Below are 24,514 nucleotides of genomic sequence, written 5' to 3'. Positions count from 1 at the left end.
GCGGGGCCCCGCTTCTTTCGTCGTCCGCACCGCTCTGCGGGCGGTTCACCGGACGCGGAGATCAGCCTCCGCTGGACTCGTAGGCGTCCGTCGCGCGCTGCAACCGTTCCAGCGCCCGGCCGTACGCGGCGAAGTCACCGCTGCTCTGCGCCTCGGCGAGCTCGCTGAGTGCGGCATCCAGTTCGGCAACCGCAGCATCGCGGCCCGCCGGGATCGGCGCAGCCGGGGACGGCTGGTCGCCGGGCGCCGACTCGGCAGAGCCTTGCACCGCTTCCTCACGCGCCTCGTCCTCGACTTCGGCCGTCGGGACTGCCACTCCGCCCGGAGCGGTGGCGGCATCGCCCACGCCTGCGCCGAACACCTGGTCGAGCGCTGCCGCGAGGGTCGGCGCGTAGCCGATCCGCACGCCGCCACCGGTACCCGGCTCCCGGTAGCTCACGAGCACCCGCGAAAGCTGCGGGAACGTCGAGGTGCTACCCGCCGTCGGGTTGCGTTCGGTGTACATCGGCTGCACGTAGAGGATCCCGCCTTCAGCGATCGGCAACGTGAGCAAGTTGCCGTACTGGATCCGGTTCGATCTCTCGAGCAGGGTGCGTTCGGAGGCGACACGCGTGTCGGAAATCATCGCGTTCTGCGTTTGTTCCGGACCGAAAGTCTGCGTATCGGTAGGCAATTGCAGAATCGTGAACTTGCCGTAGTTCTCCGGGTCGGCCTCCACCGAGATGTACGCAGAGAGGAACTGCCGGTTGTAGCCGACCATCGCCGAGGTCAACCTGAATGCCGGCTCGGCATTCTCCTGGTTACCCGTGAGCAGGTAGTACGGCGGCTGGTTGGCGCTGGTGTCCACGGTGGGATCCGCGGGCACCGACCAGAACGCGTTGTTGGTGAAGAACTCACGCGGGTCGTCGACGTGGTACTTCGCGAGCATCTCCCGCTGGACCTTGAACAGATCCTCCGGGTACCGGAAGTGCGAGCGCAGTTCGTCGGAGATCTGATCCTGCGGGGTCACCGCATCCGGGAACACGCCCATCCACGCATCCAGAACCGGGTCTTCCTCGTCGACCTGGTACAGGGTGACGGTGCCGTCGTAGGCATCGACGGTCGCCTTCACCGAGTTGCGGATGTAGGAGACCTCCTTGCGCGGGATCAGTCGACCGGTGTTCTGATCGATGCTGTCCTCGACCAAGCCTTCGAGGGACGCGCGCTGCGCGTACGGGTAGTCGTCGAGCGTGGTGTACGCGTCGACGATCCACACGATTCGCCCGTCGACAGCGGCCGGGTAGGCGTCGCCGTCCGCGGTGAGCCACGGAGCGACCTTGGTGACGCGCTCGCGCGGATCGCGGTTGAACAGGATCTTCGAGTTTTCGCCGATGGCGCTCGAGAAGAGGATGTTCCGTTCGGCGTACTTCGCCGCGAAGGCGAGACGGTTGAACCAGTTGCCGATCCCGACGCCACCGCTGCCGGTGTACGTGTACTTCTCGGTGTCGGTGTCGTACTCACGCGGGCCGGACGCGTCCGCGCTGTTACCGACGATCGAGTAATCCGGGTCCGCCTCGGCGATGACCTCACCGAAGTAGATACGCGGCTGCTCGACCGGGATGACCTGGTTCTCGGCGGCGAGCGACGCGAGGTCGCTGATCATGTAGACCGGGTAGCCGCTGTTGCTGTTCGCGGCCTCTTCCGCCGATGCGCTCGCCGCAGCGTTGACCCGGTTCGCCGGAGCGGTGACCAAGCCGTTGCCGTGGGTGTACACGGTGTGGCGGTTGATCCAGTCGGTCTGGTTGCCCGTCAAACTGGTCGGCGAGAGCTCACGAGCCGCAACGATGTAGTCCTCGACCTTGCCGTCGACCTCGTACCGGTCGATGTCGAGCGACTCCGGGTAACCGTAGAAGTTCTTCAGCTGCGTCTGCTGCGTGAACGTTCGGGGCAGGACGTTGGGATCGAGCAGGCGGGCATTCGCGATCGTCGTGATGTCGGCCGGAACGTCCTCGGGGGATGTGGTGCCCACCCCCGGGTAGTCCTTGTACTCGACCTTGTCGTCGGTGATCCCGTACGCGACCCTCGTGGCAGCGATATTCCGCTCGATGTACTCGCTCTCCTTGTCTGCCGCGTTCGGACGGACGGAGAACTGCTCGACCATCAGCGGGTAGACAGCGCCGACCAGGATCGACGAGAGCACCAGCAACGCCGTCGCGAGCGCAGGAATGCGCAGGTCGCGCAGGAAGATCGCGGCGAAGAACGCGATCGCGCAGATGACGGCGATCGCAAGCAGGATCAGCTTCGCGGGGAGCACCGCGTTGATGTCGGTGAAGCCCGGTCCGGTGAACGTGGGCTCCTTGCGTCCGCTCCAGAGCAGCTCGTACCGGTCGAGCCAGTACGCGACGGCCTTGAGTGCGACGAAGACACCGGCCAGCACGGCGAGCTGAACACGTGCGGCAGTGGACACACTGCCACCGCGGCCCGCGAGGCGGATGCCGCCGAAGATGTACTGCGTGACGAGGTTCGCGAAGAACGCCAGCACGACGGCCACGAACAGCCAGTTGAGGACGAACCGGTAGAACGGCAGGTCGAAGGCGTAGAAGCCGACATCGAGTCCGAACTGCGGGTCGGTGGTACCGAAATCACCGCCGTTGAAGAACATCTGCACGGTCACCCAGCTCGCCTGAGCGACGAGTCCGGACAGCACACCCAGGACGATCGGGATGCCGAGCCCGAATGCGCGCATCCGGGTCAGCACGCTCGTGCGGTAGCGGGCCACCGGATCGTTGGGACCGGTGGTGGGGACGAATACCGGCCGTGACCGGTACGCGAGCAGCATCGCCAGCCACACGGCGACGCCGACGAAGAGACCCACCGCGAAGAACAGCAGGAGTCGGGTCAGAAGAACCTTGATGTAGACGTCGCGGAAATCGACTTCTCCGAACCAGAGCCAGTTGGTGTACGTATCCACCAGGCGCGGCCCCAGCAACAGCAGCACAGCGGCCACCAATGCGAGAACCAGCAGCACTTTGCTCCGTCTCGACAACGTCGGTACTCCGGTCGGGGGCCTCATGCCCACGTGCCACGCTCCCAATCGTCCGGCGGCGAGAAGAACGCCGCGAATGTATACCTCGTGCGTCACACCGCGTGACCGTTTCGCCCCACTCTACGGACTAGTCGCAGGACAGGTACGCGGTCCTCGATCCGGGGCCGGCGGCATCGGACCCACAGCCGACACCGATCCAACCCACCAATGACAGGATAGGCGTGTGAATCAGCACCTTCCCGTCCCTTCCGAAGCCGCCCTGTCGCGTACCGTCCACGAGATCATCGACTACGTCGATGCCGAGGGATGGGACCAGCCGCCCGTCATGTTTGCGCTGGTACCGACTGTGCTGCTCGCGGCGTCGGAGCCGAGCCTCGGCGACCAGCTCGACGAGGGACACGAATACACGCCGATCGCACAGGAAGCGTTTCCGGAGGACGTGCAAGGCGGAAGCCCCGCCCTCGGAGAGTTCCTCGCGACCACGAGCTGGCCTTCCTCGGTGGCGGGCTGCGCACTCGTCCAGGAGATCGTGGTCCTACCGCCCAACGCCGAAGCCGACCTCGACGACGCGGTGCTTCCGCTCGTCACCGATTCTCACTCGGTGGACGAGGCCGCCCGCTTCGCAGCGCACGCACACCCCGACAGCAGACGAGCGCGGCTGATCGCGGCGGTGCTGCGTGACGGGCCGGCGATGACGTTGCTGCAGCTCCGTCCCCTCGACGACGACGATCCCTTCGCCGGGGCGGAATTGCGGACCTACGAGAACCTCGCTCCCGAGGTGGTCGGGGCGCTGTACGCGACCCTGGAAGCAGAAGAAGACGACTGACGGGCTCAGCAGGTGGGGGCGTCGCCGCCCGCGGCGATCGATTCGAGCGCGGCGGCCGCGCCCTCGAGCGTCTCGACCTTGACGAGCCGGACACCGTCCGGCTCGTTGGTGAGCGCCTCGGCGCAGTTGTCGGCGGGCACGAGGAACACCTCGGCGCCGTCCTCGTCCGCGGCCGTGAGCTTGTGGGTGATGCCGCCGATGGGGCCGACGATGCCGTCGGAGTCGATGGTTCCGGTACCCGCGACGTTCAGCCCACCGTTGATCTCGCCGGGACTGAGCTTGTCGACGAGCGCGAGACTGAACATCAACCCGGCCGACGGCCCGCCGATGTCGGCGAGGTTGAAGACCACCTCGAACGGCACGTCGGGGATCTCCTCGGTCGCGATACCGAGGAATCCCGCGCCCTCCCCGCCGGGTCGCTCCCCCACCACGACGTCGATGGTTTCCTCGGCGTCGCCGCGCAGGACGGTGATCGCGACGCTCTCGCCGGGAGCGACCGCTCCGACCGCACGCTGCACCTGTCCGGCCGTCTCCACCGGTTCACCCGCGATCGCCACGATCCGGTCGTCCACCTGCAGGTGACCAGACGCGGGGGCGTCCTCCGCGATCTCTGCCACCCGGAGCGTGACGGGCAGATCCAGGTAGTGCAGGGCAGCGAGTTCGGCACTGCGCTCCGACTGTGCGAACTGGGCTTGATCGACTGCTCGCACCTCGTCCTTGCTGCGGTTGGGCGGATACACCTGTTCCCGTGGGGCCAGTCCGTACCGGCCGCTGAGCCACGCCGTCACCGTCTGCGCGAGGTTGAGATTGTCGGTGACACCGACGGTCGTCATCACGAGGCTGCCCGTCGTCTCGTCCGTTTCGACGCCCTCGATCTCGATGACAGGCTTGTCGTCCACGTCGCCGAGCGTGTCGAACGTGGGCCCAGGACCGAGAGCGACATAGGGAACGGTCAGATTGAACGCGATCAGGACGAGGGTGAGAACCGGGAGCAGCACGGCGAGAGGCATCACGAAGCGTCGATTCACCCGGCCAGAGTATCGGGCCGATCATGTTCGCGGTCAGCGTGACCACGATGCCCGTGCTCAGGCAGCGCGCCTTGTACCGTTGAGAACATGAGTGACACGCCCTTCGGATTCTCGAATCCCGACGACGACCCCGACCGCAAAAAGGACGAGGGTTCAGGAAGCGGGGGTGGGAACCCGTTCGGCTTCGGCATCCCCGGCGGCGACAATCCGTTCGGCGCGCAGGGCTTCGATCCCGCGCAGTTCGGGCAGATGCTGAGCCAGTTCGGACAGATGCTCGCCGGAATGGGCAGCGCGATGGGCACCGGCGGCGCCGGCCCGGTCAACTACGAGATCGCCTCCAAGCTGGCACGCCAGCAGATCGGCTCGGTCACTCCCGTCTCTGCGGGTACCGCCGACGCGGTGCGCGACGCGTCGCGGCTCGCGGAATTGTGGCTCGACGCTGCGACGACGCTGCCCGCAGGCGCCACCAAGACCGTCGCCTGGACGCCCGTCGAGTGGCTCGAGAACACCCTCGACACCTGGAAGCGACTGTGCGACCCGATCGCCGAGCAGGTCAACGGCATGATGCTGCAGGGTCTGCCTGAAGAGGCCCGCGCGATGGCCGGACCGATGATGGGCATGTTCTCCCAGATGGGCGGGGTCGCGTTCGGCTCCCAGCTCGGTCAGGCGCTCGGCCAGCTCTCCAAGGAGGTCATGACCTCCACCGATATCGGCCTGCCGCTGGGCCCGGCCGGCACCGCAGCCCTGCTGCCCGCCGCGATCGAGGAGTTCGGTGAGGGCCTCGAACAACCGGCCCAGGAAATCCTCGTGTTCGTCGCCGCGCGGGAAGCTGCGCATCAGCGGCTCTACAGCCACGTGCCGTGGCTGCGGCAGCGGCTCCTCGCGATCGTCGAGGAATACGCCCGCGGAATCCGCATGGACATGTCGTCGATCGAAGATCTGGCGCAAGGTCTCGACCCGTCCGCGCTGAGCGATCCGTCCAAGATCGAGGAAATCCTCAAGCAGGGTGCCTTCGAGCCGCAGACCACACCCGAGCAACTGGCAGCGCTCGAACGACTCGAGACGATGCTCGCGCTGGTGGAGGGCTGGGTCGAGACAGTCGTGATCGATGCCCTCGGCGACCGGCTTCCCGGTGTGCCGGCGCTGAGCGAGACGCTGCGTCGTCGCAGGGCGACCGGCGGACCCGCCGAGCAGACGTTCGCGACCCTCGTCGGTCTCGAACTGCGTCCCCGCAAGCTGCGGGAAGCCGCGGCGCTGTGGCGTCGGCTCACCACCGACGCCGGAGCGGACGCCCGCGACAAGGTGTGGGAGCACCCGGACCTGTTGCCGGATTCGTCGGATCTCGACAATCCCGCCGCATTCGTCGACCGCGTCATCGGTGGAGGCACCAGTGCCTTCGAGGATCCGATCGCACAGCTTCGCGAGACGATGGAACGCGAGCGTGCCGAGAAGGATCGGCCGGACGACGGGGACGACACCGCCGACCGCGAGCCGGACGACGATTCCGGAAAGAATTCCTGACACCACGTCGTCGCTGATAGAAGGCGCGATCGCCCTGTGGACAACACCGTCGGGGGCGACCGCGGCGGGCTGGGTGCCTGTGATGCTGCCCGTATGACATCCCCCGTGCGGGCGGCCGCAGGTCTCGTCCTCGATCCCGATGTGCTGGTGCTGCACCGAGCCGAGGGTTCGGTGCAGCTCGGGTGGGGTCCCGATACTGCCGCACTCATCGTGCCTCCCGACGGCATGGACGCGTTCGATGTCCGTGCCCTGCTCGTACTGCTGGACGGGAGCCTGTCGTACGAGGCTGTCGTCGAGGCGGCTGCGGCGCGCGGCCTGCCGGCACCCGCTGTCCGGGCGCTGCTCGACGAACTGGTCGGCGCAGGATCCGTGCGGCCGGCGCGACCTGCCTCCGGTACCGCGTCGTCTCCGCCGTGCGTCCGGTTGTACGGAGCGGGGCCTCTCGCACACGCACTCGCCCCGCATCTTTCGCTGTGGGACACGAGGTGGTTCCGGTCGGTTCCGCGTACCGACGACGCCGGTCTGACAACCCGGCTACCGGACTGCGTCGTGCTCGCCGACACCCAGGTGCCCGATCCGCGGCTCGTGCAGATCCTGATGCACCGCCGGGTCCCTCATCTGGCGGTCCGCGTACGTGATGGACGCGGCGTTATCGGCCCGTTCGTTGTTCCCGGCCGTACCAGCTGCCTGCGCTGCGCCGACCTGGCTCGCACCGATGCCGACCCGTCGTGGCCCCGGCTCGCGGCACAGTTGTCCGGACGGGAGGGACGAGCCGAGCGCGCCGTGATCGGAGCCACCGTAGCCGCAGCGGTGGCGCAACTCGACCTGTTCTTCGCCGACACTGCGTCGGCCACGCGGATCTCGGGCGCCGGAGCGCTCGCCCTCGACCGCACGATCGAATGGGATATCCGCAGGACACAGCTCATCACCCGCAGGTGGCACCGCCATCCCGACTGCGACTGCTCGACTATCCCCGTCCCCGTTCAGGCATGATGGGGAGCGTGTCAGACATCCCTCGCAGAAGCTCTTCGCGTACCGCCAAACTCGCGAGCATCCCGCTGGGCATCGCCGGACGCGCCGCTGTAGGTTTCGGCCGGCGCCTCGCGGGTGGTGATCGCGGCGAGATCGACGCCGAGATGACTGCGAAGGCCGCCGAGCAGTTGTTCACGGTGCTCGGCGAGCTCAAGGGCGGCGCCATGAAGTTCGGGCAGGCTCTCAGTGTCATGGAGGCCGCTGTCCCGGAAGAGTTCGCGGAGCCGTATCGCGAGGCACTGACCAAGCTGCAGGCGGCAGCACCTCCACTTCCTGCCAAGTCCGTGCACCGTGTGCTCGATCAGCAACTCGGCACGAAGTGGCGCGAGCGATTCCAATCCTTCGACGACGTGCCCACCGCCTCGGCGAGTATCGGGCAGGTGCACCGCGCGGTGTGGTCCGACGGACGCGACGTCGCCGTGAAGGTGCAGTACCCCGGGGCCGACGAAGCACTGCGCGCGGACTTGCGGACGCTGTCGCGATTCGCGGGAGTGTTCGCGACCATGATGCCGGGCGCGGACGTGAGGGCGCTCCTCGACGAACTGACCGCCCGCACCGAGGAAGAACTCGACTATCGCACCGAAGCCGACAGCCAGCGGGCATTCGCGCGGGCCTTCGACGGCGACGAGAAGTTTCTCATCCCGCGCGTGGTGGCGAGCGCGCCGAAAGTGATGGTGACGGAATGGCTTTCCGCCACGCCGCTGTCGGTGATCATCAGCGAGGGCACCCGCGAGCAACGTGACCGCGCGGGCGCACTCCTCGCCGAATTCCACTTCTGCAGTCCGGCCAGAGCTGGTCTGCTGCACTGCGATCCGCATCCCGGCAACTTCATGTTGCTCGAGGACGGGCGACTCGGCGTGATCGACTTCGGTGCCACCGCCGCGATGCCGGACGGATTCCCCCCGGTGCTCGGGCGCATGGTGCGACTCGCCCTCGAGGAACGTTTCGACGAGTTGACCGCCCTGCTCTACGACGAGAAGTTCGTACTCCCCGGCCGCACTGTCACCGATCAGGAGATCGCCGACTACCTACGGCCCTTCACCGACCCGATTCAGACCGAGTCGTTCCATTTCACGCGGGCGTGGCTGCAGAAGGTGGCGGGCACCGCGACGGATTTCTCGAGTGCGCAGTTCCGGACTGCACGGACGCTGAACCTGCCCCCGGAGTACGCGAGCATCTTCCGGGTCCTGCTCGGATCGGTAGGTATCTGCGCGCAACTCGACGCGCAGGCTCCGTACATGGCGATCCTCACCGAATGGCTGCCCGGCTTCACCGACGACTAGTCGGGTAACCGGGCAGCCGATTCAGGCGTACACCAACTCTTTTCGCGGCTCGGCGACGGTCGTCTTCCGCGGTCGCCCACGGGGGCGCTTCCGGGCGACGACCGCGCCCTGGTTGATGATTTCGCCGCCCCACACACCCCACGGTTCTTCGCGGTCCAGTGCTGCCGCGAGGCAGCGCGCGCGTACGGGACATCCGGCGCACAGTGATTTCGCCAGTTCCAGATCTGCCGGGGCCTCGGCAAACCACAGATCGGGATCGTCGCCGTGACAGGGCAGGGAATCGCCCGCACGGATGGTTTTTTCGCCGACACCTGATGCGGTCGAAGGGTTTTCGCTCGGCACGAGGACTCCTAGAGGTTCGATCGAAGAGATGCGATGCGAACTCCGGCCGAAAAGACAAAGGCCACGGTCCGCTGGGCGGTTGTCCGTGGCCTGGAGTCGGAAGGGACTACCGCGTAGGTGTCCCGACGAGTCGTCCGGCCACGGACGAGAAGGCTGCTGCGCGCCGGCGCCATGTGCGCGGGGCGGCGGATGCGGCGCGCGCCACGACGGGAGCGGCGGCCGCATAGACATTGATGCTGATCATCACGGGCACCTGCTTTCGTCGTCACGCACGGGCTTCTCCCGTGGCAATGCAATACACAATAGTAATGCTGGTGCGATCGGCACAAGTTATTTTCTACCTGCGGTTTTGTCCGATTTTTGTCAAGCGTGGTTCGATTCGCCGCTCGCACCCTCACGCGGGACTAGAGTCCCGGCCATGCCACTGTCGACGACGAAATTTGTATCGGTTCTCGATTGTCCCGATCCCCGCGCACTCGCGGGCTTCTACCGGGGCCTGCTCGGCTGGACCACCGCGCAGGACGACGACCACTGGGTCGAACTCGCGCGCGACGACGCGAATTCGCTCGCATTCCAACGCGCACCCGATTTCACGCCCGCGCGTTGGCCTTCCGAAAGTGTGCACGTACACCTCGACTTCTACGTCCCCGAATTCGAGGACGCCGAACGTCTCGCGCTCGAGCTCGGTGCGACCCGCGTCGACGATCCGTCGAGCACCAAGGATTTCCGGGTGTACCGCGACCCTGCGGGCCACCACTTCTGCCTCTGTGTGGAACCGGTGGGCCTAGATATCTAGCGCCGCCGCCGTACGTTCGCCTCGGACGAGCGCGAGCACGTCGGCGCCGTACTGCTCGAGTTTCTTCGCGCCGATGCCGGGAATCGACACAAGCGCGCGGTCGTCGCGCGGCTGTTGTTCCGCAATCGCCACCAGGGTGTTGTCGCTGAACACGACGTAGGCGGGGACCTTCAGCTCCTTCGATCGCTCGCGGCGCCATTCCTTCAGTGCGACGAGCAATTCCTCGTCGAGGTCGGACGGACAGCCCTCACAACGTCCGAGCATCGTCGAGGTCGTGCCCAGGAGCGGCTTACCGCAGATCCGGCACTGCGGACGCTTCTTCTTCGGTGAGGCCGGCTCGACGATCTTCGACGCCGGAGAACTGTCCGGAATCAGCCCGTTCAGGAAGCGAGACCGCCGCCGTGAGCGGCGCCCGCCTTCGGTGCGCGCCAACGCCCACGACAGCGACAGGTGCACCCGGGCGCGGGTGACACCGACGTAGAGCAGACGACGTTCCTCCTCGATACCCGCTTCGTCCGGTGGAGTGTCCTTGTCTCCGGTGACGTGGGTGATCGGCAGGGTGCCGTCGGTGAGCCCGACGAGGAACACCGCGTCCCACTCGAGCCCCTTCGCCGCGTGCAGCGACGCGAGCGTCACGCCCTGGACCGTGGGAGGCTGGCGCGACTCGGCGCGGGCCGCGAGGTCGCGCAGCAGACCGGTGAGCGTCAGGTCGGGTTCGTGCTCGAGCAGTTCCTCGGTGAGCTGGACCAGCGCCGTGAGCGAGGACCACCGTTCGCGGGCCTGCGCGCCGGTGGGTTCGGTGTCGGTCAGCCCCAGTGGCACCAGCGTGGCACGCACCAGCGTGACGAGATGGGAACCACGATCGGCGCCCTCGGGCAGGTCGTTGCGTGCGTCGACCTGTCGAAGCGCGTTGACCGCCTGCCGCACCTCGGCGCGGTTGAAGAAGCCCTCGCCGCCGCGCACCTGGTACGGGATGCCGGTCTCGGTGAAGGCCTGCTCGTACACCTCCGATTGCGCGTTGATCCGGTAGAGCACCGCGATTTCCGAGGCCGGCACGCCGTCGCGCAACAGTTTGGCGATCGCCTTGGCCGTGGCCTTCGCCTCCGCGGGTTCGTCGTCGTACTCGGCGAACGTGGGTTCCGGACCGGGCGGTCGCTGTCCGATCAGCTTCAGCCGGGTGCCGGCGATCCGCCCGCGGGCTTCGCCGATGACGCGGTTGGCCAGTTCCACCACCTGCGGGGTCGAGCGGTAGTCGCGTTCGAGCCGGACGACGGTGGCGTCGGGGAACCGGCGCGAGAAGTCGAGCAGGTACTTGGGCGAAGCGCCGGTGAACGAGTAGATGGTCTGGTTGGCGTCGCCGACGACGGTGAGGTCGTCGCGGTCACCGAGCCATGCGTCGAGCACGCGCTGTTGCAGCGGCGTCACGTCCTGGTATTCGTCGACGACGAAACAGCGGTAGCGGTCCCGGAACTCGTCGGCGACCGCGGTGTTGTCCTCGAGCGCGGCGGCCGTGTGCAACAACAGATCGTCGAAGTCCAGGTAGAAACCTTCGTCGCCACGGAACTTCAGCGACTCGTACATCTCGTACACCGCTGCGACGCGCTCGGCGACGGCCGGCGGCTCGCGGCGGACCCGCGCAACCGTGGCCGGATAGTCTTCCGGCGCGATCAGCGACCCCTTGGACCACTCGATCTCGGAGAGCAGGTCGCGCACGGTGTCGGTGTCGGTCGGGAAGCCGCACCGATGTGCCGCCTGCGACACGACGGCGAACTTGCGATCGAGCAACTGCCACGGAGTGTCGCCGACGACCTGCGGCCAGAAATACCGCAGCTGCCGCAGCGCCGCGGCGTGGAAGGTACGGGCCTGCACCGACGGTCCCGGCGCGCCGACCCCCAGTTCACGCAGCCGCGAGCGCATCTCCCCCGCGGCCCGCGCGGTGAAGGTGACTGCCAGAACCTGGCCGGCTGCGACGTGCCCGTCGGAGACGAGGTGCGCGATGCGGCGGGTGATGGTGCGGGTCTTGCCCGTCCCGGCGCCGGCCAGCACGCACACGGGGCCACGCGGCGCCCGCACAGCCGCCGCCTGTTGAGGGTCCAGGCCGTCCGCAACCGCATCCACACGCATGGCCTCCATCATGACAGTGCGAGCCGACAACGCGGCGCCGCACATCCTGTGCAGGCATATCGGCTGTGTCCACGACCACATTCGGGGACCGGTCGGAACAGATCGCGGCGGTTGTGATGTTCTCGAAGTCATGACCACCACCGATGCACCCGCCTTGACCGTCTACTCCACCACGTGGTGCGGCTACTGCAAGCGTCTGAAGAAGCAGCTCGACGAGAACGGCATCGCCTACACCGAGATCGACATCGAGGCCGATCCCTCGGCAGCGGAATTCGTCGGCAGCGTCAACGACGGCAACCACATCGTGCCGACCGTCAAGTACGCAGACGGCACCACCGCCACCAACCCGCCGCTGTCGGCGGTCAAGCGCGCGCTCGGTCTGTAACGGCCCGGATCAGCCCCGGACCCATCCTTCGAGCATGCCCCGTGCAATGGAGATCGAGCCCGGGAGCAGAAGGGGTACCTCGTCGGCCGACGCCCAGTCGCCGACCTCGAGCGCATCGCGCACCTCGTCGCGTGTGAACCAGCGCGCCTCGCCGATCTCGCCGTCCCTGAATTCCAGGGGCTGAGCGGGGTCGGCGACGGCCGCGAACCCGAGCATCAAAGACCGCGGAAACGGCCACGGCTGGCTTCCGAGGTAGCGGATGTCACGCACGTCGACGCCCACTTCTTCGCGGATCTCCCGCACCACACACGATTCCAGCGATTCGCCCGCCTCGACGAATCCTGCGAGGACCGAGAAGCGCCGCTCCGGCCACACCGGCTGACGCGCGAGCAGCACCCGGTCGCCCCCGTCGTGCACCAGGCAGATGACCGCCGGGTCCGTGCGCGGGAATTCCTCGTGCCCGGTCTCCGAACTGATCCGCGACCATCCGGACATGGTGGGTTCGCTGACCGAACCGTCGACCGCACTGAACCCGGCCCGGTCGTGCCAGTTGAGCAGGGCCACCGCACTCACCATGAGATCCGCGTCCGCGTCGTCGAGCGTGTCGCCGACCTTGCGCAGGTCCGCGACCTCTCCCGTCTGTGCGAGAACGCGGACGGCCCACACGTGCCGCTCGTCGCGCGCACCGAGAAACACCGCCCCGGGGACCGGCTCGGGGCCGAGTTCCGCGGCGGCACGAAACACCAGGGCACCGTCCGCCACGGGCACCTGTCCCCGTCGGTCCACCTTCAGGAGTTTCGCGTCGGCCCACCCCGCGCGCAGCGCGTCCTCGTCGGAACGAAGCTCTTCGGCGCGCTCGACGACGGTGCGCGACAGGAGTGGGGTACCGGACAGAGAGAAACTGGTCACTTCGAGCACACTAGCCGCGCATCGCGCCCGGCTGCGTGCCCACGAGCCGGATGTAGAGCAGCTTGTCGCCGACCTCCACCGCATCCACCTCGGGCGAGCCGATCCGCCACATCCGGCCGTCGCGCACCACGGCGAGGACGATGTCCTTGAGGTGTCGCGGCGAACCGCCGATCTCCGACGGTTCCACGTCGCGTTCGGCAATGGCGAATCCGGCTTCGGGGGTGAGCAGATCCTCGATCATCTCGACCACGTTGGGTGTCGTCGTGGCGATACCGAGGAGGCGGCCCGCGGTCTCGGACGAGATGACCACCGAGTCGGCACCGGACTGCCGCAGCAGGTGCGTGTTCTCGGACTCGCGGATGGCGGCGACGATCTTGGCCTTGGGGGCGATCTCGCGGGCGCTCAGGGTCACCAGCACCGCGGTGTCGTCGCGGTTCGCGGCGACGATGACAGCGGCAGCGTGCTGCACACCCGCGAGGCGCAGCACGTCCGACTTGGTTGCCGAACCCTGGACGGTCACGAGCCCCTGTCCTGCCGCGGATTCCAGGACGACGGGATCGGTGTCCACCACCACGATGTCGGATGGGGCGACCCCGTCGCCCAGCATGGCGTCGACGGCGGTACGGCCCTTGGTGCCGTAGCCGATGACGACGGTGTGATTACGCACGCGGCGCCTCCATCGTTGGATCTTGAATGCTTGTCGTGAACTTGCGGTCAGAGCCGACAACGTCGTTCCGACCAGCACGATCAGGAAGAACACCCGCAGCGGGGTGATCACGAGAACGTTGATCAGGCGGGCTTCGGGTGTGAACGGAGTGATGTCGCCGTACCCGGTGGTCGACAGCGACACGGTCGCGTAATAGAGGCAGTCCAGGAACGACAACGCGTCGCCCTGCGCGTCGCGGTACCCGTCGCGGTCGAGGTAGACGACCACCACCGCGAACAGCAGCGCCGCGAACGCGTATCCGATGCGGCGCGCGATCGCGATACCGGGACTCGTCTGCTCTTCCGGCACCCGGAGGACGCCCACCAAAGCGAAGTCCGGACGCTCGGTGAGCTGATCGGAGCGACTGAACCTCGCACGCAATCTACCGGGCATCGTGCCTACTCCACCTCGTCTCGGTCCCCAGGGGGGGACCTCACTTACACCGTAGCGATGCCGGACGGCCATCGATTCGGATCGCAGCCTACGCGCAGCCCGCTACTGTGGCGCCTATGTCCACCCAACCGTCCCGACGACCGGCGTTGCGGCTCGCCGCATTGCTCCTCGGCGCAGGCACTATGCACTTCGTCCGACCGCAGCCGTTCGACGGCATCGTCCCCCGCGCCCTGCCCGGTAACGCCCGCACCTACACCTACGTCTCGGGAGTCGCCGAGATCGCGGTCGGGCTCGCACTCGTGGTTCCGCGTACCCGGCGAACGGGTGGCGCGCTGGCTGCTGCGCTGTTTCTCGCGGTGTTCCCGGCGAACGCGCAGATGGCCGTCGCATGGCTGCGCAACAACCGGATCTCACCTGCGGCGAAGGCCGTCGCGGTGGCACGACTGCCGCTGCAGATCCCTCTCGTCACCGAGGCCCTCAAGGTGCGTCGCCTCGCCCCGGGGGCTCACCGCCGCTGACCCGTGCGCCTACGGGCCGAGGAGGATGTCGACGAGTTCGGACGGGCGTGCAAGCGCCACAAGGTGTCCCGAGTCGACGACCACCGGGTCGACACCGACTCGCGCACGGGACAGTTCTGTCAGGAACGGGAGCGGGAACAGCCGGTCGCGTCGGCCTGCGACAACCCGCACCGGAACGTCGGGCCAGAACTCGGCATCCCAGGAGGGTTCGAACGCCGCGTCCGACAGGCGCGGTTCCTCCTGGGCGAACGCTTCCTCGGTGAGAGCGTCCGGGATGTCGTGGAAGAACAACTCCCGCATATCGAGCGGTGCATCGGGGTTCCGTCCGTCTGCGACGGCTTGCTCCCGCTGAGCATCCTCGTGCCCGACGTTGCCCCACCACTGCGCCGGTGATTCGCCGGGCGCAGGGATCATCGGTGCCACCAGCACGAGTTCGTCCACAGCACACCGCTCTGCGACACGAACCGCGGTGAATGCCGACATCGATTGCGCCACCACCACGCGGGGCCTGCGAGCGTCGCGGAGCGCCGCAACCACGAGGTCTGCGTACGAGTCCTGGTTCTCGTTGTCGTCGGCGTACGGGAAGTCGACGGCGAGCGCGTCGTGCCCGCGTCCCTCCAGGATCGGCACCACCCGGTGCCAGTACCACGAGTCCGACCCTGCTCCCGGCAACAGCACGAAGGTCGACACGGCCGCCCCTTTCCGTCGAACGGTGCCTACGAGCGTAAGGGCGCGTGGTGGGCCTGCACAGCGGGTTCCCCAGGCCCGAACCTCGTTTCCCTCCGCTGCAGACCGCGGATGTACCTCTGTCCTGCGGCCCTCCCCGAGCCGGACGATCATCGACGTGGCGCTCTACCAGTACCGATGCTGATGTCCGTCGGTGTCGGCAACGAAGACGATCGCGTCGGCACGCTCCACGTCGGCCGGACTCAGCGGAATGTGTCCTCGGACAAGGGGTTCGCCCGTGCCGATCGACCGTGGAAGGGCAGCGTGCAAGGGCTTGGCAGGGAACAGGGCGCGCCGTGCGGTCGCCTCGGCGAGTGCGCCCTGAAGGGTTCCTGGACGGCTGTGCGGCCCGGCGTCCGCCGCGACGAACACGTAGCGCTCTCCGAGGGCGAGGCCGACGAGCGCACCGGCACTTCCCCATATCGCTTCCTCGGCACCGACTGGCATGGACGACTGCATCCGCTGGAGGTGGGCATTGTGTGCGAACACCAGGCTCGGCCCGCGGCTTTTCTCCCTGGACACGATCGCAAGTAGGTTTTCGGCCATCATGTCGGCGCGCAGGCTGAGCAGAGTGGCGATGCGGTCGGGCGCGGTGCGAGCCATGGCGGCGTGGTAACGCAGCAGGCCCCGAGCGGTGCGCGCGTACGTGAGGGCATCGGCGTAAGCCACCGGATCGGTGAGAGCGAAGACGGGCGCTGCGCGGCACAGCACGCTGACGAGGTCATCCGCGACGAGGCGCAGGGCGCGAGCGCGCTCGGAGTCCCCGATGGACGCAGCCGGGTCGACCATCGCGGCTGGGTTCGTCCAGTCCGTGTCGTCGCCGAAGAGTCCGTCGACGTCTCGGGCCGAGTCCGGATGCAGCGCAGCGGGCAGGTACTCCAGGACGAAGGACAGTGCGTGTCGCGGGCTGGGCGCGCCGGAGAACTCCACCGGGGCGTCGAATCCGTAGAAGCGCACCCGATTCCGGGCGGGACGATCGGTGTTGTAGCCACGGAGCCATTCGACGAGTTCGCGGTTGCCCGGGACGCGGCCGAAACCATGACTGAAGCCACGCTCGAGGACGTCGTCGATCTCCGTTGCCCCGCCCCCGACATAGTCGTCGACGACAGAGGCGGCGAGGATATCGGTCTCCAGCGCGATGGAGCGGTATCCACGTTCGACGAGGTGACAGAGAAGTTCGTTGCGCAGCAGGGGAAATGCGGCGATCCCGTGGGTCGGCTCGCCGAGGGCGAGCAGGCTCGGAGGTTCCTGCCGCGTGGCGAGCAACTCGTCGAAGGCGCTGCCCAGATCTCGCGGCGTGTCCAATTGCCGGCAGATATCGGTCAGCGATGCGGTCGTTGACATGAAATCTCCTTCCCGGAAAACCTGCCTTCGACGCTATCGTTGAAGAATCGAGTGAAGGTTGTCTCCCGTCGACGCACCATCGGGAGATCCAAGCCTCAAACGAAGGAAATACGATGCGTCCGGTCGACCTCGCTCGCGAACACGGATTGTCCGCACAGGCGATCCGCAATTACGACGATGCGGGCATCTTCCCGCCGACCGAGCGCACCGAGGCCGGCTACCGGTACTACACCCCTCTTCACGGCCACGCTCTGCGCGCTTTCCTCACGTTGCGGCGCGGACACGGGCACCGACGAGCGACGGAGATCATGCGTGCGGTCAATCGGAACGACACCGAGTCCGCTTACCGGCTGATCGACGCAACACACGTCGCGGTGCTCACCGAACGCGACACCCGAACAGAGGTCGCGACGGTTCTCGGTGGTCTCACCGCGACGGGACCTGCTCCTGTCCCGGGCCGGCCCCTCACCGTGGGCGAACTGGCGCGAAAACTCGGAGTTCACGCGGCAACGCTGCGGGCCTGGGAGTCCCAGGGAATCCTCCGCCCCGAACGTGACCGCGCGACCGGTTATCGCATGTACGGTGCCGAGTCCGTGCACGACGCCGAGATCGCGCGGCAGTTGCGCCGGGGCGGCTACCCGCTGCGCCAGGTCGCCCGGTTCCTCGCATCACTGCGCGACGCGGGCGGTGCGGACGCACTGAGCCGGTTCCTCGACTCCTGGCAGGTGCGGTTGGCTGAGCGCAGCCGGGACCTCCTTGCCGGCGCGGGAAAACTCGACGCCTACCTGTCCCTACTCGACAGCGCTGCATCCTCCGACACCGCGGCACCACCCCGCTCCCGCTAGGAGAGCGGCGGCACAGGCTCCCCCGGCTGTCCGGCATCCCCGGCAGAGTCGTCCCCGGCACCCCGCACGAGCTGTTCCATCGCGGCCGCGCCGGGGAGATCCTCGGGTGCGACGGTGCGGCCCGTACGGACGTAATGGAATGCCGCACGCACCTTGTCCAGTGGAGGCTCGGCCGGTCGCCCGGTGATGCGTGTGATGCGGGCCGCCATGAGCTGCGCCCACGCCAGCCGGTACGCCGCCAGCTGGAGCCCGACCGACGCCAGTGTGTCCGCGTCGGGCTCGGCACCGGTCTTCCAGTCGATGACCGTCCAGCCTCCGTCGGGATCCTCGAACACCGCATCGATGCGACCACGGATGACGGTGCCGCCCAGCGACGTCTCGAACGGGACCTCCACCTCGACCGGGTTTCGGGCAGCCCACGGCGACCGCAGGAACGCCTCCTGCAGCCGCTCGAAGTGGGATTCGTCGCCGCCTTCGTCGTCGGCGCCGGGAAGTTCGTCGAGGTCGAGCAGACGGGTCGCGCCGAAACGGCGTTCGAGCCACGCGTGGAAGGCGGTACCCCGGCGCGCCAGCGGGTTCGGCCGGAACGGCAGCGGACGACGCAGACGTGCTGCCAGCGCCTCCGGGTCGGTCGCGAGGTCGACCAGTTGGCTGACCGACAACTGTGCTGGGAGCATCACCTCGGCTGCCCGTTCGAACCGCTGTTCCCGTTCGGCGAGCAACGCATCGACGTCGGCTGCCCAGTCGTCCGGATCGTCCTGGCTACTGCCGGGCGGATCGGGTTCGCCGGCGTCGAGTGCCGAGAGCACGAGCGCAGCTCCCCGCTGGACGTCGGCACGACGCGAACCGAGTGGGTCGCGAGGCCAGGTGGCACTGCGGGGTGACTCGGTCATGGGGTTGCGAGCGCCGGGTTCCGGTGCCGGCTCCCACACCTCGATCTTCCCCAGTTCGCTTCGTGCAGTGACCAATTCGTGCATCTCTTCGAGGAACTCGGACGGGCCCTTCGGTTCGGCCCCCGTATCACCCCAGTGGTGACCCGACACGAACAACGCACGCTCGGTGCGGGTGAGCGCGACGTAGAACAACCGGCGATCCTCGTCGAGCTTGCGACTTTTGAGGGCGCCCTTGTGGCGGTCGATGGCGTTCTCGAGCATCTTGCGGTCGAAGATGTCGTCGAGTTCGAGCACCGGCACTCCGTCGGTGCTCGACCCCGGATCGTCACCCGGCAGCGCGCGGTCGCCACGCAGTTGCGGGGGTAGTTCGGTGACGGACCCCAGCCACGTCGCGGCGGCAGACGAGGACGGAAAGACGCCCGCGGTGACATGCGGAACCGCCACGACCTCCCATTCGAGCCCCTTCGCCGAATGGACGGTGAGAATCTGCACCCGTTCGGGGTCGACTTCGACCTCCCCTGGCGCGAGCCCCTTTTCGATCTCCTCCGCAGCCGCGAGATAACCGAGCAGTCCGCCAAGGGTCGCGTGGGTGCGCGCCGCGTACGACGCGACCACGTCGGCGAACGCGTCGAGGTGCTCGCGGCCGGCGACCCCGCCGCGACCGCCGACTCGCGCTTCCGCCTCGATACCGATACCGAGAACGCGTTCGACCTCGGCAACGAGTTCGGTGAGCGGCTGGCCGAGACGCTCACGCAGCGAGGCGAGTTCGCGGGCCAGCGCGGTGATGCGCGCGAACCCGAATTCCGAGTACTGGTCGGGATCACCCGGGTCGGAGATGGCGTCTGCCAGGCCGGCCTGGTCGGCGTATTCGCCGGGCAGCGAGGAATCGAGGGCCTCGTCGAGCGCGTCGGGGTCGGTGACGGCACCGGCCACTCCGTAGCGACCGGCGATGGCGAGTTTCTGGGCGCGCCGCCACAGTGCCTTCAGGTCCGCGGCGCCGATCTGCCACCGGGCACCGGTCAACACACGCACGGCGGCACTGCCGGCCAGTGGGTCTGCCGCGAGCCGCAACATGGCGAGCAGGTCGGCGACCTCGGGCGTGTGCAACAGGCCCCCGATACCGACGACCTCCACCGGCAGGTCGCGGGCACGCAGGGCTTCGGCGACCGGCGCGGCGTCGGCGTTGCGCCGCACCAGCACCGCCGCACTCGGCGGTGGTTTTCCGGCCTCCCGCGCGGCTGCGTACTCCGCGGCGATGCGGTCGGCGACCCAGTCGCGCTCGGCCTCGATGTCGGTGTGCAGCGCCAATCGGACGTCGCCGGGGACGGCGTCGGGCCGGGGCCGCAGGCGGCTGACCGCCACGCCACGATCACGCAGGGGTTCGGACGAGACGTTCGCGAGGTCCAGAGCTTCGGGGGGATTGCGCCAGCTGGTCAGCAGTTCGAGGGTGGGCGCGGGACGCCCGCCGGGCAGCGCGAAGTCGGTGGCGAATCGCGGGAGGTTCGCCGCCGAGGCGCCGCGCCAGCCGTAGATCGACTGCATCGGGTCACCCACGGCGGTGACCGCGAGATCCGGATCCTGAGCACCTCCGAACAGCGATCCGAGCAACACGCGCTGCGAGTGGCCGGTGTCCTGGTATTCGTCGAGCAGCACGGCCCGGAACCGTTCGCGTTCCCCGGCGCCCACTTCGTAGTGATCGCGGGCGACCCGCGCGGCGAGCGACATCTGACTGCCGAAATCCAGGGCACCTTCCCTGCGGAGGGTGTCGGACAGTCGCTGGACGAGCGGGAGCAACTGCAACCGGTCGTGTTGTGTCTCCAGGTATCCGAGAAGCGTTTTCGACGGTCCGCCGCGCTGGCCCGGCCCTGCCGGCAGCGAATGGATCAGCTTGTCGAGTTCGGTGTGCGCCTCGCGAAGGTCTTCCGGCTCGACGAGGTGTTCGGCGAGCTGGCCGGACAGCGCGAGCACCGCCTCGGTCACCGACGCCGGGCTACGGTCGGTGTCGAGTTCGCCGTCCCACGCGCTGACGACCCGGTGGGCGACCTGCCACAATTCCGTTTCCGACAGGAGCGCTGCCGTCGGTTCGATCGGCAGCAGCAAGCCGTGCTCACCGAGCAACCGGCCGGCGTACGCGTGGTAAGTCCCCACCTCGGGCTCACCGGCGAGGATGCGGGCGCGCAGGCCTCCCTCCGGGTCCAGATCCCGGATCAGGGCCGAGCCTGCGAGTTTCGCGAGACGGGTTCGGATGCGAGCGGTGAGCTGTTGGGCCGCCTTGCGCGTGAAGGTGAGGCCCAGAACCTGTTCCGGTTCGACAAGACCGTTGGCGACGAGCCACACCACCCGTGCGGCCATCGTCTCCGTCTTGCCTGCTCCGGCACCGGCCACGACGAGTACGGGCCCCATGGGCGCTTCGATGACGGCGGCCTGCTCGTCGGTCGGTGGATGTTGACCGAGCGCCTCGGCCAGCCGCGCGGCACTCACTCCGGGGGTCGTCATCCGTCCGTCACCTGCCTTCCTTCGTCGTGGGCAGGGCAGCTGGACAGCACCGGGCAATGCCGGCAGCCGTCGTTGACCTGCGCGAGGAACTGCGGTCCCTGCGTCGCCGCGGCCGCCTCGTGGATCACCCCTCGCCAGTGGGCGAGGCCCTCCTCGTCGAGGGGCGGCTGCAGACGCTGGGTCGCGCCCTCCTTGTTGTGGGGCTTGGCCACGAACACCAGCCGGGCACCGCCGGGCGACGACGCCGGTTCCCCTTCGATCGCTCCGGCAGCGGCCGCCACCTGGTATGCGGCGAGCTGTGCGTGGTCGCGCGCGGCGTCCTTGGACACAGGGTTCTTCGCGGTCTTGACGTCGACGACGACGGGCCGCCCGTCGGGGTCGCGTTCGAGCCGGTCGATGCGACCCTTCAACCGCACGCGCGGCAGGTCGTCGGAGGGCGGTTCCAGTATTCCGTCGACACTGACCTCGACGCCGATCTCGGTGAGGTCGCTGCGCGTGCCCTGCAGCCAGGTCGAGAATGTGTCGAGCATGCGGCGGGTGCGTTCGAGTTCACGTTTCGCATACCAATCGGATCCCAAATCAACTGAATCCCAGGCTTTTTCGAGAGCCTGATCGATGCGCTCGGGTGGGATACGGCCGGCGAGGGCCTGCACGAGCGTGTGGACGAGCGTGCCGGTGACAGCGTGGCTGTTCTCGCCGTCGGCACCTCCGTGCCGCTCGAACATCCATCGCAGCGGGCAGGTGACGAGTTGTTCGACGGTGGACGGAGACAACCGGACCGCGTCGTCGTCGGGATCCCACAGCGGCGCGGCGGTACTGGGATCGGAAGTGCCGTACCAATCGTCGGGGTGGGCACCGCGCACGCCCGCCCGGGCGAGCCGGGCCAGTTGCGCGGCTGCCGTGCGCTGCCGCTCCGGTTCGTGTTCGGCGACCAGCGGATCGCACACCACGCTGCGCAATTCGGCGACGAGCGCGGGCAACGCGAGAACCCGGATGCGCACCTCTTCGGGCATCTCGGGGTCGGGCGCCGCATCGGAATCGTCGCCGCCGAGCAGTTCGTCGACGAACCGCGAACGTACGAGTTCGGTATCACCGCTCACCGAATCGACCGCGGTGACCAGGAGGTGTGTGCGGGCTCGGCTGCAGGCGACGAGGAACAGCCTGCGCTCGTCGGCGAGCAGTGGTGCCATGCGCGACAACCGCACCGATGCATGCTCACCACCGTCGGCGCCCGACACCGCGTCGATGAGCGATTCGATGCCGAGCAGTGTGCCGCGCGCCCGCAGGCTCGGCCACAAGCCTTCCTGCACACCGGCGACCACGACGACGTCCCATTCGCGCCCTGCGGCGGAATGCGCACTCACCACCGTCACCGCTTCGGTCTCGGCGACCAACCGGGTGCGCACGGTGCCGGGAATCTCCTGTTCGGTCAGGTAATCCACGAATCCTGCGACCTGCGCGCGGGGTAGGCGGTCGACGTAATCGGCGGCGGCGTCGAACAGGGCCACGACGGCGTCGAGGTCGCGGTCGGCCTGCGCGCCGACGGGTCCGCCGCGGGCCGAAGCGGCGGCCCAGCGTCGTTCGAGACCGGTAGCTTGCCAGGCCTCCCACAGCACATCTTCGAGGCCGCCACCCCGCAAGGCCGCGGAGCGGGCTTTGCGCAGCACGCCGAGAACCTTTCGCAGCGGCGCGGACTCCACCTCGGTCAGGCCGCGGACGAGGTGGGCGGTCTCGCCGCCGTTGTCACCGCCGTCGCCGTCGGTGAGCAGCAGGCGCAGCAGTTCCGCAGAGTCGCGGTCGCGCCCGGACGCCAATTCGACGCGGCGCAGACCTCGCCGCAGACGACGCAGGGCGACGGGTTCGGCACCACCGACCGGACCCGACAGCAGCGCGAGCGCCTCCTCGCCGCCGAACCGGCGACCGGACACTGCCCGCAGCACGAGCAGCAGACCTGCCACGCTGTGCTGCCGGGCGAGAGGCAGTTCGGAGGCCGCGGTGGTCATGGGGACGCCTGCGGCGAGCAGCGCGCGTCGCAGCGGTGCGAGGACCCGCGGCACCGACCGGACGACGATCGCCATGCGGGACCAGGGCACTCCGTCGACGAGGTGGGCGCGGCGCAGGGTGTCGGCGACGAGCGCGGCTTCCTTCGCCTGTGACGGCTGCACGGCGACGCGCACACTGCCCAGCTCGTCGCCGGGTGCGGGGGCGGCGCCGCGGTGGGGAGGCAGACCGGGCACTCTGCGCGCGACGCGGTGGGTCACCGCCGCTACCGCGGGCGCAGCCCGGTAATTGGTGCCGAGCACGATGCGGCGGGACAGGTCGTCGTCGGCCAACCGTTCGAGAAAGGTGGGATCGGCACCGCGGAAACCGAACACGCTCTGGTCGGGATCGCCCGCGACGGTGCTCGTCCGGGTACCGGTGCCGATCACCCGCACGAGGTGAGCCGCCTGCGGGTCGAGGTGCTGCGCATCGTCGACGAGCAGGTGACGGACCCGGTTGCGCTCGGACGCGAGCAGATCCGGGTCGGTCGCGAAGGCGGCAAGCGCCGCCCCGACGAGTTCTGCCGCGTCGAGCGCGGGCGCAGTCGCTTCCGGCGCTTCGAGACCGACGGCGCCGCGCAGCAGCATGACCTGCTCGTACCGCTGCGCGAATCGCCCGGCCGCGACCCACTCGGGGCGATCACGCCGCTCGCCCAGTGCGACGAGGTCTTCGGGACCGAGCCCGCGCTCGCTGGCACGCAGCATCAGATCGCGGAGTTCCACGGCGAATCCGGTCATGCCGAGGGCGGGGCGGAGACGCTCGGGCCACACGGTGGCACCGTCGTCGATGTCGCCACGGAGCAGTTCGCGCAGGACCGCGTCCTGTTCGGCGCCGGTGATCAGTCGCGGCGGCGGGTTGCCGTGTGCTGTTGCCTGTAGGCGCAACACCGCGAAGGCGTACGAGTGGACGGTGCGCACCAGCGGTTCCCGGGTGGCGCGTGCGCCGGCACCCAGCAGCCCGGTGGTGATCGCTTCGCGCAGAGCCGTCGCGGCACGGCGGGAGTGGGTGAGCACGAGGACCGACTCGGGGTCTGCCCCGGACGAGATGCGATGCACCACCAGGTCGACCAGCAGCGAGGTCTTGCCGGTACCGGGCCCGCCGAGCACCTGCCAGGGACGCCATCGCGGGGCGGGCGGCGCGTCGGCGAACACTGCCTGCACGTCGTCGGGCCACATCCTGGCGGCCGGCGCGACATCCGGTCGCCGGACCAGTCGCGCGGCAGGACGTCGCGAGCGGTCGGGAACACGGAGGTCGAGGTCGGGCATATCGATATCCCATCAGA

Annotated in this window: 19 protein-coding genes; 8 read left to right on the top strand and 11 right to left on the bottom strand. The window is 68.4% G+C overall.

Annotated elements, in window-relative coordinates; genetic code table 11:
- Nucleotides 1-61: 61 nt before the first annotated feature.
- Nucleotides 62-3,058 (bottom strand): UPF0182 family protein, encoded by a 2,997-nt coding sequence (locus ACFWU2_RS14140; protein ID WP_378607290.1) that lies wholly within the window; start codon nt 3,056-3,058, stop codon nt 62-64.
- A 190-nt stretch (nt 3,059-3,248) separates the two neighbouring features.
- On the opposite strand from ACFWU2_RS14140, the gene ACFWU2_RS14135 reads away from it, so the two are divergent.
- Nucleotides 3,249-3,851, top strand: a complete 603-nt coding sequence (locus tag ACFWU2_RS14135) for a PPA1309 family protein (RefSeq protein WP_378606970.1) — start codon at nt 3,249-3,251, stop codon at nt 3,849-3,851.
- A gap of 5 nt (nt 3,852-3,856) precedes the next feature.
- Here the strand turns inward: ACFWU2_RS14135 and ACFWU2_RS14130 are convergent, their stop codons facing one another.
- Nucleotides 3,857-4,879 (bottom strand): PDZ domain-containing protein, encoded by a 1,023-nt coding sequence (locus ACFWU2_RS14130; RefSeq protein WP_378606967.1) that lies wholly within the window; start codon nt 4,877-4,879, stop codon nt 3,857-3,859.
- 87 nt (nt 4,880-4,966) lie between these two features.
- Between ACFWU2_RS14130 and ACFWU2_RS14125 the strand changes: the two genes are divergently transcribed.
- From ACFWU2_RS14125 to ACFWU2_RS14115, 3 genes are all read left to right on the top strand, one after another.
- A complete protein-coding gene (locus ACFWU2_RS14125) occupies nt 4,967-6,400 on the top strand; it encodes a zinc-dependent metalloprotease (protein ID WP_378606964.1) in 1,434 nt (477 codons plus the stop codon).
- Between the two features lie 93 nt (nt 6,401-6,493).
- Nucleotides 6,494-7,393, top strand: a complete 900-nt coding sequence (locus ACFWU2_RS14120) for a TOMM precursor leader peptide-binding protein (protein WP_378606961.1) — start codon at nt 6,494-6,496, stop codon at nt 7,391-7,393.
- Nucleotides 7,390-8,715, top strand: coding sequence for an ABC1 kinase family protein (locus ACFWU2_RS14115; RefSeq protein WP_378606958.1), 1,326 nt, complete (start codon nt 7,390-7,392; stop codon nt 8,713-8,715). The genes ACFWU2_RS14120 and ACFWU2_RS14115 overlap by 4 nt, the downstream gene beginning before the upstream one ends.
- Nucleotides 8,716-8,736: 21 nt before the next feature.
- On the opposite strand, the gene ACFWU2_RS14110 is transcribed toward ACFWU2_RS14115, so the two are convergent.
- Together ACFWU2_RS14110 and ACFWU2_RS14105 are read right to left on the bottom strand one after the other, a co-directional pair.
- Nucleotides 8,737-9,009 carry a WhiB family transcriptional regulator gene (locus ACFWU2_RS14110; RefSeq protein WP_378607287.1) on the bottom strand — a complete coding sequence of 91 codons (273 nt, stop codon included), beginning with the start codon at nt 9,007-9,009 and terminating at the stop codon, nt 8,737-8,739.
- 154 nt (nt 9,010-9,163) lie between these two features.
- On the bottom strand, nt 9,164-9,301 hold the full coding sequence (locus ACFWU2_RS14105; RefSeq protein WP_378606955.1) for a hypothetical protein: 138 nt from the start codon (nt 9,299-9,301) through the stop codon (nt 9,164-9,166).
- Between the two features lie 174 nt (nt 9,302-9,475).
- Here ACFWU2_RS14105 and ACFWU2_RS14100 point away from each other — a divergent pair, with 174 nt between their 5' ends.
- Nucleotides 9,476-9,853 carry a VOC family protein gene (locus ACFWU2_RS14100; protein WP_378606952.1) on the top strand — a complete coding sequence of 126 codons (378 nt, stop codon included), beginning with the start codon at nt 9,476-9,478 and terminating at the stop codon, nt 9,851-9,853.
- Here the strand turns inward: ACFWU2_RS14100 and ACFWU2_RS14095 are convergent.
- A complete protein-coding gene (locus ACFWU2_RS14095; protein ID WP_378606949.1) occupies nt 9,842-11,977 on the bottom strand; it encodes an ATP-dependent DNA helicase UvrD2 in 2,136 nt (711 codons plus the stop codon). The genes ACFWU2_RS14100 and ACFWU2_RS14095 overlap by 12 nt on opposite strands.
- Before the next feature lie 130 nt (nt 11,978-12,107).
- Between ACFWU2_RS14095 and ACFWU2_RS14090 the strand changes: the two genes are divergently transcribed.
- Entirely contained in the window at nt 12,108-12,362 is a 255-nt protein-coding gene (locus tag ACFWU2_RS14090) for a mycoredoxin (RefSeq protein WP_169619724.1), read from the top strand.
- A 9-nt stretch (nt 12,363-12,371) separates the two neighbouring features.
- Here ACFWU2_RS14090 and nudC read toward each other — a convergent pair whose 3' ends face one another.
- Nucleotides 12,372-13,271 carry an NAD(+) diphosphatase gene (gene nudC, locus ACFWU2_RS14085; RefSeq protein ID WP_378606946.1) on the bottom strand — a complete coding sequence of 300 codons (900 nt, stop codon included), beginning with the start codon at nt 13,269-13,271 and terminating at the stop codon, nt 12,372-12,374.
- Nucleotides 13,272-13,281: 10 nt separating this feature from the next.
- The gene (locus ACFWU2_RS14080; protein WP_378606943.1) at nt 13,282-14,370 is read right to left on the bottom strand and encodes a potassium channel family protein; all 1,089 of its coding nucleotides are present in this window, start codon (nt 14,368-14,370) and stop codon (nt 13,282-13,284) included.
- A gap of 116 nt (nt 14,371-14,486) precedes the next feature.
- Here ACFWU2_RS14080 and ACFWU2_RS14075 point away from each other — a divergent pair, with 116 nt between their 5' ends.
- Entirely contained in the window at nt 14,487-14,888 is a 402-nt protein-coding gene (locus tag ACFWU2_RS14075) for a MauE/DoxX family redox-associated membrane protein (RefSeq protein ID WP_378606940.1), read from the top strand.
- Nucleotides 14,889-14,897: 9 nt separating this feature from the next.
- Here the strand turns inward: ACFWU2_RS14075 and ACFWU2_RS14070 are convergent, their stop codons facing one another.
- Together ACFWU2_RS14070 and ACFWU2_RS14065 are read right to left on the bottom strand one after the other, a co-directional pair.
- A complete protein-coding gene (locus tag ACFWU2_RS14070) occupies nt 14,898-15,578 on the bottom strand; it encodes an alpha/beta fold hydrolase (RefSeq protein WP_378606937.1) in 681 nt (226 codons plus the stop codon).
- A 162-nt stretch (nt 15,579-15,740) separates the two neighbouring features.
- Complete coding sequence (locus ACFWU2_RS14065) at nt 15,741-16,958, bottom strand: erythromycin esterase family protein (RefSeq protein WP_378606933.1); 1,218 nt, start codon at nt 16,956-16,958, stop codon at nt 15,741-15,743.
- A 113-nt stretch (nt 16,959-17,071) separates the two neighbouring features.
- Between ACFWU2_RS14065 and ACFWU2_RS14060 the strand changes: the two genes are divergently transcribed.
- Nucleotides 17,072-17,803, top strand: coding sequence for a MerR family transcriptional regulator (locus tag ACFWU2_RS14060; RefSeq protein WP_378606930.1), 732 nt, complete (start codon nt 17,072-17,074; stop codon nt 17,801-17,803).
- Here ACFWU2_RS14060 and ACFWU2_RS14055 read toward each other — a convergent pair.
- Entirely contained in the window at nt 17,800-21,192 is a 3,393-nt protein-coding gene (locus ACFWU2_RS14055) for an ATP-dependent helicase (RefSeq protein ID WP_378606927.1), read from the bottom strand. The two genes, ACFWU2_RS14060 and ACFWU2_RS14055, sit on opposite strands and share 4 nt — an antisense overlap.
- On the bottom strand, nt 21,189-24,497 hold the full coding sequence (locus ACFWU2_RS14050) for an ATP-dependent helicase (RefSeq protein WP_378606924.1): 3,309 nt from the start codon (nt 24,495-24,497) through the stop codon (nt 21,189-21,191). Before ACFWU2_RS14050 ends, ACFWU2_RS14055 begins: the two co-directional genes overlap by 4 nt.
- Nucleotides 24,498-24,514 lie beyond the last annotated feature (17 nt).

The sequence above is a fragment of the Rhodococcus sp. NPDC058639 genome, assembly GCF_042717545.1.
Lineage (GTDB): Bacteria > Actinomycetota > Actinomycetes > Mycobacteriales > Mycobacteriaceae > Rhodococcus.
Note: the sequence above shows the minus strand (reverse complement) of the source record. Positions and strands in the feature narration are given on the sequence as shown.

Bases quoted from the DNA above. Each gene is read 5' to 3' on its own strand.
- ACFWU2_RS14125 (WP_378606964.1), top strand. From the start codon at position 4,967: ATGAGTGACACGCCCTTCGGATTCTCGAATCCCGACGACGACCCCGAC.
- ACFWU2_RS14120 (WP_378606961.1), top strand. From the start codon at position 6,494: ATGACATCCCCCGTGCGGGCGGCCGCAGGTCTCGTCCTCGATCCCGAT.
- ACFWU2_RS14115 (WP_378606958.1), top strand. From the start codon at position 7,390: ATGATGGGGAGCGTGTCAGACATCCCTCGCAGAAGCTCTTCGCGTACC.
- ACFWU2_RS14105 (WP_378606955.1), bottom strand. From the start codon at position 9,301: ATGATCAGCATCAATGTCTATGCGGCCGCCGCTCCCGTCGTGGCGCGC.
- ACFWU2_RS14100 (WP_378606952.1), top strand. From the start codon at position 9,476: ATGCCACTGTCGACGACGAAATTTGTATCGGTTCTCGATTGTCCCGAT.
- ACFWU2_RS14095 (WP_378606949.1), bottom strand. From the start codon at position 11,977: ATGCGTGTGGATGCGGTTGCGGACGGCCTGGACCCTCAACAGGCGGCG.
- ACFWU2_RS14090 (WP_169619724.1), top strand. From the start codon at position 12,108: ATGACCACCACCGATGCACCCGCCTTGACCGTCTACTCCACCACGTGG.
- ACFWU2_RS14080 (WP_378606943.1), bottom strand. From the start codon at position 14,370: ATGCCCGGTAGATTGCGTGCGAGGTTCAGTCGCTCCGATCAGCTCACC.
- ACFWU2_RS14075 (WP_378606940.1), top strand. From the start codon at position 14,487: ATGTCCACCCAACCGTCCCGACGACCGGCGTTGCGGCTCGCCGCATTG.
- ACFWU2_RS14065 (WP_378606933.1), bottom strand. From the start codon at position 16,958: ATGTCAACGACCGCATCGCTGACCGATATCTGCCGGCAATTGGACACG.
- ACFWU2_RS14060 (WP_378606930.1), top strand. From the start codon at position 17,072: ATGCGTCCGGTCGACCTCGCTCGCGAACACGGATTGTCCGCACAGGCG.
- ACFWU2_RS14055 (WP_378606927.1), bottom strand. From the start codon at position 21,192: ATGACGACCCCCGGAGTGAGTGCCGCGCGGCTGGCCGAGGCGCTCGGT.
- ACFWU2_RS14050 (WP_378606924.1), bottom strand. From the start codon at position 24,497: ATGCCCGACCTCGACCTCCGTGTTCCCGACCGCTCGCGACGTCCTGCC.